Genomic DNA, 19,157 nt, shown 5'->3' with positions numbered 1-19,157 from the left:
GCGGGCTTTAACCGCCGGTGTCGCTCAGCCGAGCTCGCGCAACCGCTTGCGGATCCGCTTCTCCGACACCGTGTGCGCGGTGCCCAGTTCCTGCGCGAAGAACGAGATGCGCAGTTCCTCGAGGTCCCAGCGCACGGCCCGCAGCGCAGCGGGCGTGGGTACGGTCGAGGGGACGGCGTCCACCGCGGCGCGGTACTCGGCCTCGAGATCGTGCACGGTCTGCATGGCCACGGCGTCCCGCTGCAGGTGGCCGGAGAGTTTGTCCAGGCGCACGTTGATCCCCGCGAGGTAGCGCGGCACGTGCTGCAGGGCCCGCCACCCGGTGCGGGCCACGAAGCCGGGATGGATCAAGCGGGAGAGCTGCTCGGACATGTCCTTGAACGCGGCGACCGCCCCGAGTGACCCGGGTTTCTTCAACCGTTTGCGCACGGTGTTGGACTCGGTGAGCGCGGTGGTCACGAGCGCAGTGACGGCGAAGACCGTGTCGATCAGCTCGGCGCGTACGTGCTCGGCGACCGCCCGGAACTGGTCCCGCGTGAACGGCGGCTCCTCGGGTACCAGCCGGTCGATCGCGGCGATCGTGCAATCGGTGATGAGCGCCTCGACCGAACCGTGGGGGTTCTGGGTGAAGATCAACCGTTCCTTCTGGCTCAGGTGGTCCACCACGTAGCGGTGCACGGACGGCAGGGTCCGGTGCAGCAGGGCGATCACGCCGTCGCGTTGCGCGGCGCGCTGTTCCTCCGCGTCGCTCAGGATCCGCAGGTCCACGCGGGGTGGCTGCGAAGCATCGGTGTCCCGCACCGCCACGAGTGTGGGGTATCCCGTGACCGTCTGACCCGCCACGGTCGTCTCCACGCGGCGCGGCGGATCGGGTTCGGGCCACGCCGTGAGGTCGGTGCGTTCCAGCGAGGCGGCCTGGGGTGCGCCGGATCCGGGGGAAGTCCCTGGGGCCGGTCGCGCCGAGCCCCGCTTGCCGCGACCGCGACGGGCCGCGGCGGCGTCGTCACCGGACGCGGCCGAACCCTCGGCGCTGCCCCGAGCGGCGTCGTACAGCTGGGCCGCAGCGCCCCCGAGGGACTCGGCGAGCGCCGCGCGGACCTTGGGCCGCAACCGCTGTTTGAGCTCCGTGAGGTCGTCGCCCCGGCCCAGTACCGAGTTGCGGGCGTCGCGCACCTCGAAGCGCATGCGCAGGTGGGCGGGCAGGGCCTCCGGGTGGAAGTCCGAGGCCTGGACGGGGTGGCCCCGCAACCGCCGCAGAACGGTGGCCAGGGACTCCAGGAGGGAGTCGCGGGCCGGATCGAACTCGGCGTCCAGGTGCTTCACGGCGGTGACGGCGGTGTCCGGGGCGGGCACGAAGTTGCGCCGCACGGCCTTGGGCAGCGATTTGATCAGCGCGGTCACGAGCTCCACACGCAGCCCGGGGATGTGCCATTCGAACTGCTCGGGGGCCAGTCGGTCCAGGAACAGCACGGGGACCCGCACCGTGACGCCGTCCGCGGTCTCCGCCCCGGGCGCGAATTCGTAGTCCAGGTCCAGACTCAGCTCGCCGTCCGGGGATGCCACGGTCCAGGACCGCGGGAAGGAGGCCGTGTCCAGCTCCGCGACCTCGGGCGCGATCAGGTCCTCGGGAGTGAGGTCCAGCAGGTGCTCGTCCCGCTGGCGGGCCTTCTTCCACCACGCATCGAAATGCCGCTGGGAGACCACGTCCGCGGGCACGCGCGCGTCGTAGAAGTCGAACAGCACCTGGTCGTCCACGCGCAGGTCCTTGCGGCGCATGCGGTTCTCGAGTTCCTCGACCTGGGCCAGGGCCTTGCGATTGCGCTTGACGAACGTGTGGCGGGTCTGCCAGTCGCCCTCCACGAGCGCGTGGCGGATGAACAGTTCCCGGGAGAGTTCGGGATCGATCCGGGAGAACAACACGGGCCGCTCGGACACCACGGGCAGCCCGTAGAGCGTGACCTTCTCGTACGCCATTACGGCCCCGCGGGAACGGGACCAGTGGGGTTCGGAGTAGCTGCGCTTGACGAGCTGCGGCGCGATCTCCTCGGCCCACTCGGGCTTGATCGCCGCGTTGGTGCGCGCCCACAATCGGGAGGTCTCCACGAGCTCCGCGGACACGAGCCAGTCCGGGGACGTCTTGAACAGGGCCGAGCCCGGGAAGATCGCGAACTTGGTCCCGCGCGCGCCGCGGTACTCGCGCGTGCGTTCGTCCCGCACGCCGATGTTGCTCAGCAGCCCGGATAGCAGGCTCTTGTGCACGGCCTCCTGGTGCGAGGCGACGTCGATCTCCCGGGACGCCCCGGCATCGATCCCCACCTGGCGTGCGATCTGTCGCAACTGCGCGTAGAGGTCCTGCCACTCGCGGATCCGCAGGAAGTTCAGGTACTCGCGTCGGCACAGCTTGCGGAACTGGGACGAGGACAGCTCGCTCTGCTGCTCCTGCAGGTACTGCCACAGCAGACCGTAGGACAGGAAGTCGGAGGTCTTGTCGCGGAAGCGCGCGTGGAACTCGTCCGCCGCCTGGCGCTTCTCGAGCGGGCGTTCCCGCGGGTCCTGCACCGTGAGCGCGGCCGTGAGCACGAGCACCTCGCGCACGCACCCCCGGCGCTGCGACTCCACGATCATCCGGCCCAGTCGCGGGTCCACCGGCAGCGCGGCGAGCACCTCGCCCGTGCGGGTCAGCGGACCCCGCGGTCCGCTCTGCCGACCGCGGTGGCGCCCGGACCGCGAGCGCCGCCCCCGGTGCCCGTCACGCGCGGACGACGACGCCGCGGCGTCGCCCGCGTCCGCCGCGCCCGAGCGCAGGGCACCGAGTTCGCGCAGCAGCACCACGCCGTCCTTGACCGCGCGCGCATCGGGTTTCTGCACGAACGGGAACTGGGTGATGTCGTGGGGTTGCTCCACCACGCCCACCGAGATCATCTGCAGGATGACCGCAGCGAGGTTCGTGCGCAGGATCTCCGGGTCCGTGTACTCCGGCCGGGACTCGAAGTCCTCCTCGGAGTACAACCGGATGCACACGCCGTCGGACGTACGCCCCGAGCGCCCCGCGCGCTGCCGCGCCGACGCCTGGGAGATGCGCTCGATGGGCAGGCGCTGGACCTTGGTGCGCGCCGAGTACCGGGAGATCCGGGCGGTGCCCGGGTCGATCACGTACTTGATGCCCGGGACCGTGAGCGAGGTCTCGGCCACGTTGGTCGCGAGCACGATCCGGCGGTGCGAGGACGGCGCGAACACGCGGTTCTGTTCGGCCATGGACAGCCGCCCGAACAGCGGCAGGATCTGGGTCCCGGCCAGGGAACGGTGCGAGTCGATGACCTTGTGCAGCGCGTCCTGGGCATCCCGGATCTCACGCTCGCCCGCGAAGAACACGAGGATGTCCCCGCGGGGTTCGCGCGAGAGTTCCACGACGGCGTCGCACACGGCGTCGATCGGGTCGCGGTCCTCGTCCACGAGCCCGTCGCCGGTGTTGTCCTCGTCCTCGCCGCCGTCCCCGCTGCGCTCCTGGGCCAGTGGTCGGTAGCGGATCTCCACGGGGTAGGTGCGCCCGGAGACCTCGATGATCGGGGCGGGCTCTGGATCGGCGTCCGGGTGCTGCGGGTCCGGCAGCACGAAGTGCTCGGCGAAGCGTTGCGGGTCGATCGTCGCGGACGTGATGACGACCTTCAGGTCCGGGCGCTGGGGGAGCAGTCGCTTGAGGTAGCCCAGCAGGAAGTCGATGTTGAGGGAGCGCTCGTGGGCCTCGTCGATGATGATCGCGTTGTAGCGCGACAGCTGCGGGTCGTGGCCGATCTCGGCCAGCAGGATGCCGTCCGTCATGAGCTTGATCCGCGAGTCCTTGCCCACCTCGGACGTGAAGCGCACCTGGTAGCCCACGGTGTCCCCCACGCGCTGCCCGAGTTCATGGGCGATGCGCTCGGCCACCGAACGCGCCGCAATCCTGCGCGGCTGGGTGTGACCGATCAGACCGCCGTCTCCCAGACCCAGCTCCAGACACATCTTGGGCAGCTGGGTGGTCTTGCCGGAACCGGTCTCACCCGCGATCACCACGACCTGGTGATCGCGGATCGCGGCCATAATGTCCTCCCGGCGCGCGCTGACGGGGAGGTCGTCCGGGTACACGATGCGGGGCTGGATGCGGGGCTCAGTCATGTCAACGGAAGAGTCTACGGGCCCCGGCCGACACGCGCCCACGGGCCGCTGCGGGAGCCCGACGACGCGCCCGATTGTCCGCACATGTGAGCTGCGTCTCTTTTTCGACCGATTGTTAGATAATATCCACTCATCATTGATCCTCGGGGAAAGGAATTACCCGTCATGAAGCGTTTACTCCCGGTCGCCGCCGTGGCCACCACCGCGGCGTTGCTGCTCACGGGTTGCGGATCCGACAACGGTGGGCAGTCCGGTGAGACCAAGAAGGTCACCGTGGGCATCTCGCAGTTCGTGGAGCACCCCTCGCTCGACGCCGCCCGCGAAGGTTTCGTGCAGGCCCTCAAGGACGGCGGCTACACGGAGGGTGAGAACCTGACCCTGGACGTGCAGAACGCCTCCGGCGACCAGGCCACCGCGACCAACATCGCCTCCAACTTCACGTCCTCCAACGACGATCTGATCCTGGGCATCGCCACGCCGTCCGCCCAGTCCCTTGCCCAGGCCGTCACGGACAAGCCCGTCCTGTTCACCGCCGTGACCGATCCCGTGGACGCGGGGCTCGTGAATTCCATGGATGCGCCCGGCGCCAACGTCACCGGCACCACGGACATGAACCCCGTGGCCGAGCAGATCCAGCTCATCAAGAAGCTCAAGTCTGGCGCCAAGTCCGTGGGCATCATCTACAGCTCCGGTGAGACCAACTCCCAGGTGCAGGTGGACGAGGCCAAGAAGGCCGCGCAGGCCGAGGGTCTGAAGGTTGAGGAGAAGACCGTGACCACCACGGCTGAGGTGGCCCAGGCCGCCGAGTCCTTCGACACCGACTCCATCTACGTGCCCACCGACAACAAGGTCGTAGCCGGGCTCGAGGCCGTGATCTCCGCCGCGGAGGCCAAGAAGATCCCGTTGATCGCGGGTGAGGGCGACTCCGTGGAGCGCGGTGCCCTGGCAACCCAGGGGATCAACTACACGGACCTGGGCAAGCAGACCGGTGAGATGGCGGTGCGCATCCTCAAGGACGGCGCCAAGCCCGGCGAGATGGCCGTGGAGTCCCAGAAAGAAACCAAGCTCATCATTAACGCCAAGGCCGCCAAGGCCATGGGCGTGGAGGTCCCGCAGAGCCTGCGGGACCAGGCCGACCAGGTCATCGAGTAACGCCGGTGATCGCTGGAATCGAACTGGGGCTGATCTACGCGATCATGGCCCTGGGTGTGTACCTCACGTTCCGCGTGCTGGACTTCCCGGACCTGACCGTGGACCAGTCCTTCACGAGCGGGGCGGCCACCGCGGCCATGGTGATCCTGCACGGCGGCAGCCCGTGGTTTGCGACCGTCGTGGGCTTCGTGGTCGGCGCCTTCGCCGGTCTGATCACCGCGCTGCTGCACACCAAGGCGCGGATCAACGGGTTGCTCGCGGGCATCCTGACCATGACCGCCCTGTACTCCGTGAACCTGCGGCTTATGGGTGGCAAGGCGAACCTCGCGCTGTTGCGCGAGGAGACCGTCTTCACGCCCCTGCGCGAGGCCGGGCTGCAGGGGACGGTCGTGGGAGTGTTGTTGTTGTTGGTCGGTGTGCTGCTCGTGAAGCTCGCACTGGACTGGTTCCTGTACACGGACGCCGGCCTGGCCATGCAGGCCACGGGTGACAACCCGGAGATGATCCGTTCCTTCGGGGTGAATACGGACCGGCAGAAGATCCTCGGTCTGTGCCTGTCCAACGCCCTCGTGGGCTTGTCCGGTGCCCTGATCGCGCAGTACCAGGGCTTCGCGGACATCGGCATGGGCATCGGCATGATCGTCGTGGGCCTCGCCTCCGTGATCCTCGGCCAGGGCATCTTCGGCACGCGCACCGTGGTGATCGCCACGCTCGCGGTGATCCTCGGCTCGGTGCTGTACCGCCTGGTGATCACCGTGGCGCTGCAGGCGGGACTGAACCCCTCGGACATGAAGCTGATCTCCGCGGTGCTCGTGGTGATCGCGCTCGTGCTGCCACAGCTCGGCGTGTACAAGCGGTGGAAGCGCCACCGCACCCTCAGGGCCGCGCAAGCGGTGCAGGCGGACGTGCGATCCCGCGCCCGGCGCACCGTGGACGCCGGTGTGTCCGGACGAACGGGAGCGTGATCGGATGCTGAACATACAGGACGTGCGCAAGACGTTCTTCGCCGGGACGGTCAACGAACGCGTGGCGTTGAACGGGGTGAGCCTCACGGTCAAACCCGGGGACTTCGTCACGGTCATCGGCTCCAACGGTGCGGGCAAGTCCACCCTGCTCAACACGGTGTCCGGGACGATCATCCCGGACAGCGGCCGGATCATGGTGGGGGACCGGGACGTCACGCGGCTTCCCGAACACCGCAAGGCCACGTGGATCTCCCGGGTGTTCCAGGACCCCATGAAAGGATCCTCGCCCACCCTGAGCATCGAGCAGAACATGGCCATCGCGCAGCGCCGCGGTCGCTCCCGTGGTCTCGCGCGCGGCGTCACCCGCGCCCGACGCCACGAGTTCGAGCAGGAGCTCAAGACCCTCGAACTGGGTCTGGAGCACCGGCTGGGGGCCAAGGTGGGGTTGCTGTCCGGCGGGCAACGCCAGGCGCTGTCCCTGCTCATGGCCACGTTCTCCGCACCCGAGATCTTGTTACTGGACGAGCACACGGCCGCCCTGGATCCCCAGCGTGCGCAGCACGTCACGGAGATCACCGAGCGGATCGTGAACGAGCGTCACCTGACCACGCTCATGGTCACGCACAACATGGACCAGGCCCTGCGGCTGGGCAACCGGCTCATCATGATGCACGAGGGTCGCATCCTCTTCGAGCTGGACGCGCAGCAGAAGGCCGAGGCCACCGTGGCGGATCTGCTCGCCGAGTTCCGCAAGCTGCAAGCGGCCACGGGCGAACCCGCCCTGGATGACGCTACGCTTCTGGAGACAGCTCGCAGCGCCGAACCGGCCGGTGCCCCGTCCCGGGGTGCCCCCGCCCACGGCGCCCCAACGGGTGGTTCCTCCGCTCCGGGGGTGTCACCGGAAGGCCATTGATCTTATGAAGCAGCCCCACCGCAGACAACGTTTCACGTCCGTCATCACCGCGGTGGGGCTGCTTTTGTTGTTCGTGTGTTGTTTCACCCTCCCGGAGGCACTCGTGGCCATGAGCCGGGCCGCGGCGGACCACGGGGGAGAGCCCTTGAACACTCGCGGGTGGACCATGATTGCGGTGGGTTTCGGAACCCTCGCGGTGGGTGGCCTGCTCACGATTGTGGGGGTCGTGCTGCGGCGCACGGCTCCACCCCGCCCGGTGGAGGAGGACCAACTGCTCGAAGAGCACTACGGCAGCGACTCCGTGGTCAATGAGTACGACCCACTCGAGCTGAACCCCCACCTGAGGACCCGCCAGCAGCGCCGCGGTCACCGCTGACCCGCTAGCTCGAACCACCCGCGATCCGGGTGCCGGCCCCGTAGGGCGTGGGGGTCCCCGAAATGCGAAAATGCCCTCCCCGAGGGGAGGGCATTCGTGGTGCCCGCGACAGGATTCGAACCTACGACCTTCTGCTCCGGAGGCAGACGCTCTATCCACTGAGCTACGCGGGCGTGCCGTGTCACAGGACCCGAGAACGAGGCCCGCGACGACAACTCGACGATACTACCAGGTCGCGCGGGCGCACCAATCGACGCGGATCGAGCGGGGTGCTCCCGCGCCGTTACACTGGCACAGTGACTCCTGAAGAACTTTCCTCCGCCGTGTCCGCATGCCTGCAAGACGCCGTGGCCGCCGGTGAACTGACCCCGGTGGATGGCGCCGAACTCCCGCACGCGAAGGTGGAGCGACCCAAGAACCGTGAGCACGGGGACTGGGCTACCACCGTGGCCATGCAGGTGGCCAAGAAGGTGGGCCGTTCCCCCCGGGACGTCGCGCAGATCCTCTCCGAGCGCCTGTCGGCCGTCCCCGGTGTGAAGACGGTGGACATCGCCGGTCCGGGCTTCCTCAACGTCACGCTCGACGCCGCCGCGGCCGGTGAGCTCGCGCAGTCGATCGTGGAACAGGGGCGCGCCTTCGGGACCGCGGACACCCTGTCCGGCACGACCATCAACCTCGAGTTCGTCTCCGCGAACCCCACCGGTCCGATCCACCTGGGTGGCACGCGGTGGGCCGCCGTGGGTGACTCCCTGGCCCGGATCCTGGATGCGCAGGGCGCCTCGGTCGTGCGGGAGTACTACTTCAACGACCACGGCAACCAGATCGACCGCTTCGCCCGTTCCCTGCTGGCCCGCGCCCGCGGGGAGGCCGCCCCGGAGGACGGCTACGGCGGGCAGTACATCTCCGAGATCGCGGACGAGGTCCTGGCCCAGCACCCGGACGCCCTGGAGTCCGAGGACCCGCAGGAGGTCTTCCGCGCCGCGGGCGTGGAACTGATGTTCGCCCAGATCAAATCCTCGCTGCACGATTTCGGCGTGGACTTCGATGTCTTCTTCCACGAGAACTCGCTGTTCGATGACGGCCAGGTCGAGACGCTGCTCGACCAGCTGCGTTCCTCGGACGCGCTGTACTTCGAGGACGGAGCGTGGTGGCTGCGCTCCACCGACCACGGGGACGACAAGGACCGCGTGGTCATCAAGTCGGACGGTCACGCCGCGTACATCGCGGGGGACATCGCCTACTTCAAGAACAAGCGGGACCGTGGCGCGGACCTGTGCATCTACATGCTCGGCGCGGACCACCACGGTTACGTGGCCCGGCTCAAGGCCGCCGCGGCCGCGCTCGGGGACTCCCCGGACGCCGTCGAGGTGCTGATCGGTCAGATGGTCAACCTGGTCAAGGACGGCACCGCGGTGCGGATGTCCAAGCGCGCGGGCACCGTGGTGACCATGGAGGACCTCGTGGAGGCCGTGGGCGTGGACGCCGCGCGGTACTCGCTGACCCGCTATTCCGTGGACTCCAACATCGACATCGATTTGGACGTGCTGACCAAGCGCTCCAACGAGAACCCGGTCTTCTACGTCCAGTACGCCCACGCACGCACGTGCGCTGTGGAACGCAACGCCCACGCCGCCGGTGTCGCGCGCACGGACGAGGCCGGCGCCGCCCGGTTCGACGCGTCCCTGCTCGAGCACCCGCGTGAAGCGGACCTGTTGGCCGCGCTCGGACAGTACCCGTCCGTCGTCGCCCAGGCCGCGGCCCTGCGCGAACCGCACCGCGTGGCGCGCCACCTCGAGGCCCTGGCTGGGGCGTACCACCGCTGGTACGACGCGTGCCGGGTCACCCCGCAGGGCGACGACCCGGTGGCGCCCGTCCACCACACCCGCCTGTGGCTCAACGACGCCGTGCGCCAGGTCCTCGCCAACGGGCTGGACCTGCTGGGCGTCTCCGCTCCCGAAAGGATGTGATCCCATGACCGAACTCGCTCCCGCCCACCCGCTCGCCCCGGCCTGGCTGCAGGTCCCCGCGGACCCCGCGGCACTGGACCCCGTGGTCTTCACGTCCCAGTACGCCCGGGATGACACGGGGTGCGTCACCGTGGATTCCGTGCCCGTGACCGAGATCGCCGCGCGCCACGGTTCCCCGAGCTACGTGGTCTCTGAACGGACCTTCCGGGACCGCGCCCGCGGTTTCCGCGAGGCGTTCGAGGCCGCCCTGAATCCTCTCGGCGTGGAACTCGAGGTCTATTACGCCTCCAAGGCCCTGCTGAACACCGCCGTGGCGCGGTGGGCCACGGAGGAGGGCCTCAATATCGACACCGCCTCCGGCGGGGAACTCGCCGTGGCGCTCGCCGCGGGTGTGGCCCCGGGCCGGATCGCGTTGCACGGCAACAACAAGTCCGCGGAGGAACTCGACCGGGCCCTCGAGGTGGGCGTGGGACGCATCGTCGTGGACTCGCTCGCCGAGATCGAGCTCGTGGCACGGCTGGCCCGCGACCGCGGCACCCGCGCGCCCGTGATGATCCGCGTGACCCCGGGGGTGCACGCGTCCACGCACGAGTTCATCGCGACCGCCCACGAGGACCAGAAGTTCGGACTCTCGCTGAACCCCGTGCAGGAGGGGGAGGACTCTCCCGCACTCGTGGCCGTGGCTGCATGCGTTGACGCTTCCGATGCACTGGACCTGCGCGGGCTGCACTGCCACATCGGATCCCAGATTTTCGCGGCGGAGGGCTTCGGTCAGGCCGCCGAGCGCGTCTTCGCGCTGCGCGAGACCGTGGCCGAGCGCTGGGACGTGACGCTGCCCGAGATCGACCTGGGTGGCGGCCACGGTGTGGCGTACACCGCCGCGGACAGCCCGCGCGAGGTCGCCGCGATCGCCGCGGACCTCGCCCCGCTGCTCACTTCCGTGCTCGAGTCCTCGGATCTGCCCACCCCGCACCTGTCCTTCGAACCGGGCCGGTTCATCGCCGGGCCCTCCGGGTGCACGGTCTACACGGTGGGCACCGTCAAGACGGTCACGGTCAGCCCGGGCGTGCAGCGCCGGTACGTGTCCGTGGACGGCGGCATGAGCGACAACGCCCGTCCTGTGCTCTACGACGCCGACTACACCGCCGTGCTCGCCAACCGCGTGTCCGAGGAGACCCCCGTGCTCTCGCGCGTGGTCGGCAAGCACTGCGAGTCCGGTGACATCGTGGTCAAGGACGTCTACCTCCCCGGGGACGTCACCGCGGGTGACCTGCTCGTGGTGCCCGTGACCGGTGCGTATTGCTGGTCCCTGTCCAGCAATTACAACTGGCTGCCCCGCCCGGGGATCGTGGCGGTCGCACCGGACGGTGCCACCCGCGAGATCGTGCGCCGCGAGGCCCTCACGGATCTGCTCGCCCGCGACACCGGGGTGTGAGCCGGCCGGCGCGGTCGAGGGGCGCGAGCCACATCGTGCCCCGCCACCGCGCCGGACGCCGCCCCGCCGCGCCCGCCTCGCCGCACCCACCGGGCCGCGACCGCCCGCGGGGCGCGGCCCTACCCATTGACACGCCCCGACAGCAAGCCCCCGACAGAACACCAGGAGCCATGAACACTTCACCCGCAACCGACCGCGAGACGCCCGTGCTGAAAGTGGGCCTGTTGGGTGCTGGCACCGTGGGCTCCCAGGTGGCCCGCGTGCTGCTCAACCACGCCCATGAGCTGGCCCTGCGCAGCGGCGTGCGCCTGGAACTGAGCGGCGTGGCCGTGCGCAATCCGCAAGCCCCGCGGGACACGGAGCTGCCCGCGGAACTGCTGACCACGGACGCGGACGCGGTGATCGACGCCGCGGACGTGGTGGTGGAGCTGACCGGCGGGATCGAACCCACGCGCACGCGAGTGCTGCGTGCCCTGAACGCCGGGAAGTCCGTGATCACGGGCAACAAGGCGCTGCTCGCGGAGCACGGGCGCGAACTGCACGACGCCGCGGCGGCGTCGGGCGCCCAGTTGTCCTACGAGGCCGCGGTGGCCGGCGCGATCCCCATCGTGCGCCCCATGCGCGACTCGCTCGCGGGGGACCGGGTCAACCGTTTCCTGGGCATCATGAACGGGACCACCAACTTCATCCTGGACCAGATGGACACCACGGGGGCCGCGTTCGACGACGCCCTCGCGCAAGCTCAGGAGCTCGGCTACGCCGAGGCGGACCCCACCGCGGACGTCGAGGGGCACGACGCCGCCGCCAAGGCCGCCGTGCTCGCGTCCCTCGCGTTCCACTCGACCTACACGATCGCGGACGTGCACTGCGTGGGGATCACGGGCATCACGGCGCAGGACGTCGCGGCCGCCCGCGAGGCGGGGTACGTGATCAAGCTGCTGTCCGTGGGCGAGCGCTGCGGTGACGGCGTGAATCTGCGCGTGAACCCCGTGATGATCCCGCGCGACCACGTGCTCGCGGGTGTGCACGGCGCGTACAACGCGGTGTTCGTGGAGGCCGCGAACGCGGGTTCCCTCATGTTCTACGGACAGGGCGCGGGTGGTCACCCCACGGCGTCGGCGGTGCTGGGCGACCTCGTCTCCGCGGCGCGCGCGATCGCGCTGGGAGCTCAGGGCATCCCGCTCGACGCCTACGCGGCGCTGCCCGCCGTGAGCATGGACGACGCCACCACGCGGCTGTCCATCACGGTGGCCGTCACGGACCGACTGGGTGCGCTCGCGCAACTGGCCCAGGTGTTCGCGGACCACGGGGTCTCGATCTCCACGATGCTGCAGATCGAGGACCCGGACGCCCCCGGGATGTCCCAGCTGCGGCTCGTGACGCACAGCGGCCGACACGCGTCCCTCATGGCCACGGTCGCGGCCCTGCGCGAGCTGGACGTGGTGCGGGACATCGTGTCCGTCACACCGGTGGAAGCCGGAGAATAATTCTTGAGCGCCCCGCGCACCACGCGGCGCGGGGCCACGAGTCGAACCGAGGAGCACGCGGCATGGCACACGTCTGGCAGGGCGTCATCAACGAGTACAAGGACCGGTTGCCGGTCACCAAGCAGACCGAGGTCATCACCATGGGAGAGGGTGGCACCCCTCTGATCCAGGCGCGGGCGCTGTCCGAGCTCACGGGCTCCACGGTGTGGCTCAAGTTCGAGGGCATGAACCCCACCGGTTCGTTCAAGGACCGCGGGATGACCATGGCCATCACCAAGGCCAAGGAGTCCGGGGCCAAGGCCGTGGTGTGCGCGTCCACCGGCAACACGTCCGCGTCCGCGGCGGCGTACGCCAAGCAGGCCGGGATGCGCAGCGCGGTGCTCGTGCCGGAGGGCAAGATCTCCATGGGCAAAATGTCCCAGGCCGTGGCCCACGGCGCGGACATCATCCAGATCGACGGCAACTTCGACAACTGCCTGGAGGTCGCGCGCAAGCTCTCCGAGTCCTACCCGGTCTTCCTGGTCAACTCCGTGAACCCGTACCGGATCGAGGGTCAGAAGACCGCGGCCTTCGAGGTCGTGGACACACTGGGCGACGCCCCGGACATTCACGTGCTGCCCGTGGGCAACGCCGGGAACATCACGGCGTACTGGAAGGGCTACCGAGAGTACGCGCAGGAGACCCCGGCCACCTCGGGTGAGACCCTGTCCGCGGTGTCCACCCGCACGCCCGCCATGTGGGGCTTCCAGGCGGAGGGTGCCGCACCTCTCGTGCTGGGCCATCCCGTGACGGAACCGGAGACCATCGCGACCGCGATCCGGATCGGCAACCCCGCGTCCTGGGACACGGCCATCGCCGCGCGTGACGAGTCCGGCGGGCTCATCGACTCCGTGAGCGACGTCGAGATCCTCGAGGCCCACCGCTGGCTCTCGTCCCGCGAGGGCGTGTTCGTGGAACCGGGCTCCGCGTCCGGAGTGGCGGGTCTGCTCAAGAAGGCCCGGGCCGGGGAGGTACCCACGGACGCGACGATCGTGGTGACCGTCACGGGCCACGGCCTGAAGGACCCCCAGTGGGCGATCAAGGGCGCCGAGGCCGAGGACCCCACGGCCGCCGAGCCCAAGCGCGTGGCCTTCGACGTGGTCTCCGTGGCCTCGGCCCTCGGCCTGGAATGACCGGCTCCGCCGTGAATAACGCACCGTTGCACGCCACCCGCTCCGACGCGCCCGACACCGACAGCGCACCCCGCACCGGGAACGTGCCGGGCGCCATCACGCCCGTGGGTACCACCGTGAGCGTGCGGGTCCCCGGCTCCACGGGCAACGTGGGCCCGGGCTTCGACTCGCTCGGTCTCGCGCTGGGTCACTACGACACCGTGACGCTCACGCGCATCGAGCGCGGACTCGAGTTCGACCTCTCGGGGGAGGGCGCGGCGGGCGTGCCGCGCGGTCCCGAGCACCTGGTGATCCGTGCCATGCAGGCCGCGTTCGACGCCGCCGGGGCCGGTGAGCTGCCCCCGCTGCGCTTGCGCGCCCACAACGCGATCCCGCACGGCCGGGGCATGGGCTCCTCGGCCTCCGCGGTGGTCGCCGGTGTCCTCGCGGCCAACGCGCTGCTCCCCGCATCCCACCGGCTCTCACCGGATGCGGTGCTGCAGGTGTGCTCCCACATGGAGGGACACCCGGACAACGTGGCCCCCACCCTGCTGGGTGGTCTGACGATCTCGTACGAGGACGAAGGCCGTTTCCACAGCGTGCCCGTGCGCGTGCATCCGGACGTGGTTCCCGTGGTCGCGGTGCCCGACTTCGAAGTCGCCACGTCGGTGGCCCGCGGGCTGCTGCCGGAGATGGTCGCGCATCGCACGGCGGCCGTGAACGCCGGCCGCGCGGCGCTTCTGGTTGCGGCCCTGGGCGAACGGCCCGAGCTGCTCGTGCCCGCGACGTTCGACCTGCTGCACCAGCCCTACCGCGCACAGGCCATGGCACCGAGCTGCGAGCTCATGACCCGATTGCGCGACCTCGGTCACGCCGCCCTGATCTCGGGTGCGGGCCCCACCGTGCTCACGCTCGCGAACGGCGCGGAGCACGCTGGGCGCGTGGCTGCGGCGATCGAGGAGATCGCGGCGGACGCGGCGTCGCCGGCGCACGAGTACCAGGGGCGGACGGTGACGTGGCGTGTTCATGTCCTGCGGGTGCCCGAAGAGGGTGCTAAAGTGAGCGTATCCACGCAATAGGCCCCGGGTTCGCGTCCGTGCCGGACAGTGCAACCCCGCAGCCGAGCCTCGTGCGCAGTTCCTCAACGCAGGTGTTCGACCGCGTCGCCTCTCTGCGATCCTCTTCCGCGTAGACCAGCCACCTCTGTAATGTGGCGTCCCGGCTCCGCGGGAGATTCGGGGGACTTCATTGCTGATGACGCGCGCCTCCGGCGCGCACTTTCGTGGCCCGCCGCGGGTGGCCCACACCATCATCGTCGGGTTGCTGGCGATCTGAGTGCCGCAACCCCCATCGAGTCAGAAGGAAGCTTCGTGACAGAAACCACCGCCCCCGAACAGGGAACGGACACCTCGAACGCCCAGAGCACCGGTCTGTCCGGGCTCAAACTCGCGCAGCTGCAGGCCCTCGCGGCCCAGTTGGGCATTACCGGCGCGCGTCGCATGCGCAAGTCCCTCCTGGTCGAGGCCATCGAGGCCCACCAGCGCGGGGGCGTCGTCGCCGAACGCGACAAAGCCGTGGAGGCCAAGATCGAGCAGACCGCTCGCAAGGCCTCCCAGCGCCACTCCTCCGACGCTCCGCAGTCGTCCTCCGCCGACGCCGCTCCGGCCGCCGCGGACGCGGACGCGGCGTCGTCGGACTCCTCCTCGAAGCCCCAGGAGGGCTCGGAGAGCGAGAACGGCGAACAGAACGTCCCGCGGCAGAGCGGTTCGCGCCGTTCCCGGCGCGCCACGGCCAGCGGCACGGGTGAGCACGGGCGCTCCGGCCAGGACCGTTCCGCCCAGAACCAGCAGGACAAGGACCAGGCGGAGAAGGGCCGAGACGAGTCCGGGCAGGACTCCGCCCAGGGCTCTGACGACTCCGGCAACGAGTCCGGGCGCGGCCAGCGCAACCAGCGCGGTCGCCGCAACGAGAAGTCCGAGCAGAACGGCTCGTCCCAGGACGAGAACCGGCGCGAGAACAAGCAGGGTCAGGTGGACGGTTCCCGCCACGCCAACCACCAGAAGGATTCCAAGGACAACGGTCAGGACCGGGACAACCGCCGTGACTCCAAGGGCCAAGGCGGTTCCAACGATTCCGGTGACCCCAAGGACGGCGGTCAGGACAACCAGAACCGCAACGACCGGCGCAACCGCAACAACAACGATCGCAACAACGACGGTGAGGGCAACTCCCGCCGCAACCGGCGCAATCGCAATCGCAACGACCGTAACGATCGCAACGACCGCAACGAGCGGCGCAACCGTCGCAACCGGCACAACGGTCCGGACGTGGACGACGTCGAGATCACCGAGGACGACGTCCTGCTGCCCGTGGCGGGCATCCTGGACGTGCTCGACAACTACGCGTTCGTGCGCACCTCGGGCTACCTGCCCGGCCCGTCGGACGTGTACGTGAGCCTGTCCCAGGTCAAGAAGAACAACCTGCGCAAGGGCGACGCGATCGTGGGTGCCATCCGTGCTCCCCGCGAGGGCGAACAACACAACAACTCGCGCCAGAAGTTCTCCGCGCTCGTGCAGCTGACCACGGTCAACGGCCGCAAGCCCGAGGAGAACAAGGACCGGGTCGAGTTCAACAAGCTCGTCCCGCTGTACCCCCAGGAGCGGCTGCGCCTGGAGACCGAGCCCAAGAAGATCGGTCCCCGCGTGGTGGATCTCGTGGCCCCGATCGGCAAGGGCCAGCGCGGTCTGATCGTTTCCCCGCCCAAGGCCGGTAAGACGCTCATGCTGCAATCGATCGCCAACGCGATCACGACCAACAACCCCGAGGTCCACCTCATGATGGTGCTCGTGGACGAGCGCCCCGAAGAGGTCACGGACATGCAGCGCACGGTCAAGGGTGAGGTTATCGCCTCGACCTTCGACCGGCCTGCGGACGACCACACCACGGTCGCGGAGCTCGCGATCGAGCGGGCCAAGCGCCTGGTGGAGATGGGCATGGACGTGGTGGTCCTGCTGGACTCCATGACCCGCCTGGGCCGCGCGTACAACCTCTCGGCACCGGCGTCCGGCCGCATCCTCTCCGGTGGTGTGGACTCCGCCGCGCTGTACCCGCCCAAGAAGTTCTTCGGCGCCGCGCGCAACATCGAGAACGGTGGCTCGCTGACCATCCTCGCGACCGCGCTCGTGGAGACCGGGTCCAAGATGGACGAGGTCATCTTCGAGGAGTTCAAGGGCACGGGCAACATGGAACTGCGCCTGTCCCGTCAGCTCGCGGACCGGCGGATCTTCCCGGCCGTGGACGTCAATTCCTCCGGTACCCGCCGCGAGGAGAACCTGCTGTCCGCGGACGAGATCAAGATCATGTGGCGGCTGCGCCGCGTGCTCTCCGGTCTGGAACAGCAGCAGGCCCTGGAACTGCTCACGAGCAAGCTGCGGGATACCCAGTCCAACACCGAGTTCCTGCTGCAGGTCCAGAAGACCACGCTGGCCGGTCACTAGGAACCCGCGAGCACCGCGTTCCACCCGTCGATCCCAGGAGAGCACCGTATGTCCGACCCCGTTCAGCCGCTGCTGGATGAGCACGCCGAGCTCCAGCGCGCCCTGGCGGATCCCGCCGTCCACGCGGACGCGAGCAAGGCCAGGAAACTGGGTCGGCGCTACTCCGAACTCAACGGCATCGTCGAGGCGCATCGCCGGGTGGAACGCATCTCCGAGGACCTGGGCACCGCGCGCGAGCTCGGGAGCGTGGATCCCGAACTCGCCGCGGAGGTCAAGCCCCTTGAGGACGAGCTCGTCGTGGCGCGCGAGGAACTGCGCCGCAAGCTCATCCCGCGGGACCCGGACGACGGCCGCAACGTAATCCTCGAGGTCAAGGCGGGTGAGGGCGGGGACGAATCCGCCCTGTTCGCCGGGGACCTACTGCGCATGTACATGCGCTTCGCGGAACAATCCGGGCTCAAGACCGAGATCCTCTCGTCAACCCCCACCGAACTGGGCGGCTACAAGGACGTCCAGCTCGCGGTCAAGGGGTCCTCCTCCGATCCGGCCGAGGGCGCGTGGGCCCGGTTCAAGTACGAGGGCGGGGTGCATCGCGTGCAGCGGGTGCCCGTGACCGAGTCCCAGGGGCGCGTGCACACGTCCGCTGCGGGGGTGCTGGTCTTCCCCGAGGTGGACGAGCCGGACGAGATCGACATCAACCAGAACGACCTCAAGATCGACGTCTACCGGTCCTCGGGTCCGGGTGGGCAGTCGGTGAACACCACGGACTCCGCGGTGCGGATCACGCACGTCCCTACGGGCATCGTGGTGTCCATGCAAAACGAGAAGTCCCAGCTGCAGAACCGTGAGGCGGCCATGCGCGTGTTGCGCGCCCGGTTGCTCGCGCACCAGCAGGAACAGATCGACGCCGAGAACGCCGCGGCCCGCAAGTCGCAGGTGCGCACCGTGGACCGTTCGGAACGCATCCGCACCTACAACTTCCCCGAGAACCGCATCGCGGACCACCGCACCGGGTACAAGGCCTACAACCTGGACCACGTCCTGGACGGCGCATTGGAACCCGTGATCGCCTCCGCCGTGGAACTGGACGAGAAGCACCGGTTGGAACAACTGGGTCAGGACTCCGCACAGCACGGGTCCGCGGGCGGGAAGTAACTTCCCGTGGCCACGACTCTCGCCCAGGCGATCGCGTGGGGCCGGTCCCGGTTGCTTCGCGCGGGTGTGGCCTCCCCGGACGTCGACGCCGTGTTGCTCGCCGCCCACACGCTGGGCCTGGGCCGCGGGGACACCGAAGCGCGGGCCATCCTGGGCGCGCCGGAACCGCACGGGTACCGCGACCTCGTGGAACGCCGCGCACGGCGTGAGCCCCTGCAACACATCACGGGCACGGCCCCGTTCCGTAAGCTCGAGCTCGCGGTGGGTCCCGGGGTCTTCGTCCCCCGACCGGAGACCGAACTGCTCGTCCAATTGACCCTGGATCTGGTGCGCGTATGGCGCGGGGCCGGCGAGACCCACCCGGGGGTCATCGACCTCGGGACGGGCAGTGGCGCGATAGCCCTGGCCGTGGCGAGCGAGGATCCCGCGAGTAGGGTCACCGCCGTGGAACGCGAACCGGCCGCACTGGAGTGGACCCGGCGCAATCTGGCGGGCTCCCGCGTGCGCTTGCTCGAATCCGACTACCGCGATGTCACGGTCGAGTCGGCGGGGCGGTTCTGCGTGGTCGTGACCAACCCACCCTACGTCCCGGACGGTGAGATCCCGGAGGATCCCGAGGTACGCGATTACGATCCACCCACGGCGCTGTACGGCGGGGACGAGACCGGGATGACGTTCCCGTGCGCCGCGATGGACACCGCCGTGCGGATCCTGCGTCCGGGCGGTTCGTTCGTCATGGAACACGCCGAGTCCCAGGTCGCGGCCGTCGCCCGCGCCCTCGAGGACCGGGGGTTCCGGGACATCCGCACGTACCACGACCTGACCGACCGCCCGCGGGCCACGACCGCCACGCTGCCGGGGCCGGGGGGCTGAGAGACCGGGCGCCGCAGCGCCGTCGTGCCGGGAG

Annotated in this window: 13 protein-coding genes and 1 tRNA gene; 12 read left to right on the top strand and 2 right to left on the bottom strand. The window is 69.4% G+C overall.

All coding sequences use genetic code 11. The features are described 5' to 3' along the window. Positions 1-24: 24 nt before the first annotated feature. The gene (gene hrpA / locus IE157_RS10150) at positions 25-4,152 is read right to left on the bottom strand and encodes an ATP-dependent RNA helicase HrpA (protein ID WP_193519886.1); all 4,128 of its coding nucleotides are present in this window, start codon (positions 4,150-4,152) and stop codon (positions 25-27) included. Between the two features lie 165 nt (positions 4,153-4,317). Here hrpA and IE157_RS10145 point away from each other — a divergent pair, with 165 nt between their 5' ends. The 4 genes from IE157_RS10145 to IE157_RS10130 are packed head-to-tail and all read left to right on the top strand — an operon-like array spanning position 4,318 to position 7,558. Continuing rightward, a complete protein-coding gene (locus tag IE157_RS10145) occupies positions 4,318-5,304 on the top strand; it encodes an ABC transporter substrate-binding protein (RefSeq protein WP_193519885.1) in 987 nt (328 codons plus the stop codon). Positions 5,305-5,309: 5 nt separating this feature from the next. Beyond that, entirely contained in the window at positions 5,310-6,269 is a 960-nt protein-coding gene (locus IE157_RS10140) for an ABC transporter permease (protein WP_085106359.1), read from the top strand. Between the two features lie 4 nt (positions 6,270-6,273). Next, entirely contained in the window at positions 6,274-7,182 is a 909-nt protein-coding gene (locus tag IE157_RS10135) for an ABC transporter ATP-binding protein (protein ID WP_193519884.1), read from the top strand. A 4-nt stretch (positions 7,183-7,186) separates the two neighbouring features. Beyond that, positions 7,187-7,558 (top strand): hypothetical protein, encoded by a 372-nt coding sequence (locus tag IE157_RS10130; protein ID WP_193519883.1) that lies wholly within the window; start codon positions 7,187-7,189, stop codon positions 7,556-7,558. Positions 7,559-7,655: 97 nt separating this feature from the next. Here IE157_RS10130 and IE157_RS10125 read toward each other — a convergent pair. After that, positions 7,656-7,731, bottom strand: a tRNA-Arg gene (locus IE157_RS10125). 123 nt (positions 7,732-7,854) lie between these two features. Between IE157_RS10125 and argS the strand changes: the two genes are divergently transcribed. The 8 genes from argS (at position 7,855) to prmC (ending at position 19,123) form a co-directional block, all read left to right on the top strand. After that, a complete protein-coding gene (gene argS / locus IE157_RS10120; RefSeq protein ID WP_193519882.1) occupies positions 7,855-9,525 on the top strand; it encodes an arginine--tRNA ligase in 1,671 nt (556 codons plus the stop codon). Between the two features lie 4 nt (positions 9,526-9,529). Then, positions 9,530-10,960 (top strand): diaminopimelate decarboxylase, encoded by a 1,431-nt coding sequence (lysA, locus tag IE157_RS10115; protein ID WP_193519881.1) that lies wholly within the window; start codon positions 9,530-9,532, stop codon positions 10,958-10,960. A gap of 170 nt (positions 10,961-11,130) precedes the next feature. After that, positions 11,131-12,447, top strand: a complete 1,317-nt coding sequence (locus IE157_RS10110) for a homoserine dehydrogenase (protein ID WP_193519880.1) — start codon at positions 11,131-11,133, stop codon at positions 12,445-12,447. A gap of 62 nt (positions 12,448-12,509) precedes the next feature. Continuing rightward, positions 12,510-13,619 carry a threonine synthase gene (thrC, locus tag IE157_RS10105; RefSeq protein WP_193519879.1) on the top strand — a complete coding sequence of 370 codons (1,110 nt, stop codon included), beginning with the start codon at positions 12,510-12,512 and terminating at the stop codon, positions 13,617-13,619. Between the two features lie 95 nt (positions 13,620-13,714). After that, positions 13,715-14,677: a homoserine kinase gene (gene thrB / locus IE157_RS10100; RefSeq protein ID WP_318281438.1), complete on the top strand. Its 963-nt coding sequence runs from the start codon at positions 13,715-13,717 to the stop codon at positions 14,675-14,677. A 291-nt stretch (positions 14,678-14,968) separates the two neighbouring features. Continuing rightward, on the top strand, positions 14,969-17,095 hold the full coding sequence (gene rho, locus IE157_RS10095) for a transcription termination factor Rho (RefSeq protein ID WP_193519877.1): 2,127 nt from the start codon (positions 14,969-14,971) through the stop codon (positions 17,093-17,095). Positions 17,096-17,143: 48 nt separating this feature from the next. Then, complete coding sequence (gene prfA / locus IE157_RS10090) at positions 17,144-18,250, top strand: peptide chain release factor 1 (protein ID WP_193519876.1); 1,107 nt, start codon at positions 17,144-17,146, stop codon at positions 18,248-18,250. A 6-nt stretch (positions 18,251-18,256) separates the two neighbouring features. Beyond that, entirely contained in the window at positions 18,257-19,123 is an 867-nt protein-coding gene (gene prmC / locus IE157_RS10085; RefSeq protein WP_193519875.1) for a peptide chain release factor N(5)-glutamine methyltransferase, read from the top strand. The last annotated feature ends 34 nt before the right edge of the window (positions 19,124-19,157 follow it).

Origin of the sequence: Kocuria marina (assembly GCA_014652975.1) — a bacterium.
Classification (GTDB): domain Bacteria; phylum Actinomycetota; class Actinomycetes; order Actinomycetales; family Micrococcaceae; genus Kocuria; species Kocuria marina.
This window is presented reverse-complemented; position numbering and strand designations above follow the sequence as displayed.

Bases quoted from the DNA above. Each gene is read 5' to 3' on its own strand.
- hrpA (WP_193519886.1), bottom strand. From the start codon at position 4,152: ATGACTGAGCCCCGCATCCAGCCCCGCATCGTGTACCCGGACGACCTC.
- IE157_RS10145 (WP_193519885.1), top strand. From the start codon at position 4,318: ATGAAGCGTTTACTCCCGGTCGCCGCCGTGGCCACCACCGCGGCGTTG.
- IE157_RS10135 (WP_193519884.1), top strand. From the start codon at position 6,274: ATGCTGAACATACAGGACGTGCGCAAGACGTTCTTCGCCGGGACGGTC.
- IE157_RS10130 (WP_193519883.1), top strand. From the start codon at position 7,187: ATGAAGCAGCCCCACCGCAGACAACGTTTCACGTCCGTCATCACCGCG.
- lysA (WP_193519881.1), top strand. From the start codon at position 9,530: ATGACCGAACTCGCTCCCGCCCACCCGCTCGCCCCGGCCTGGCTGCAG.
- IE157_RS10110 (WP_193519880.1), top strand. From the start codon at position 11,131: ATGAACACTTCACCCGCAACCGACCGCGAGACGCCCGTGCTGAAAGTG.
- thrC (WP_193519879.1), top strand. From the start codon at position 12,510: ATGGCACACGTCTGGCAGGGCGTCATCAACGAGTACAAGGACCGGTTG.
- prfA (WP_193519876.1), top strand. From the start codon at position 17,144: ATGTCCGACCCCGTTCAGCCGCTGCTGGATGAGCACGCCGAGCTCCAG.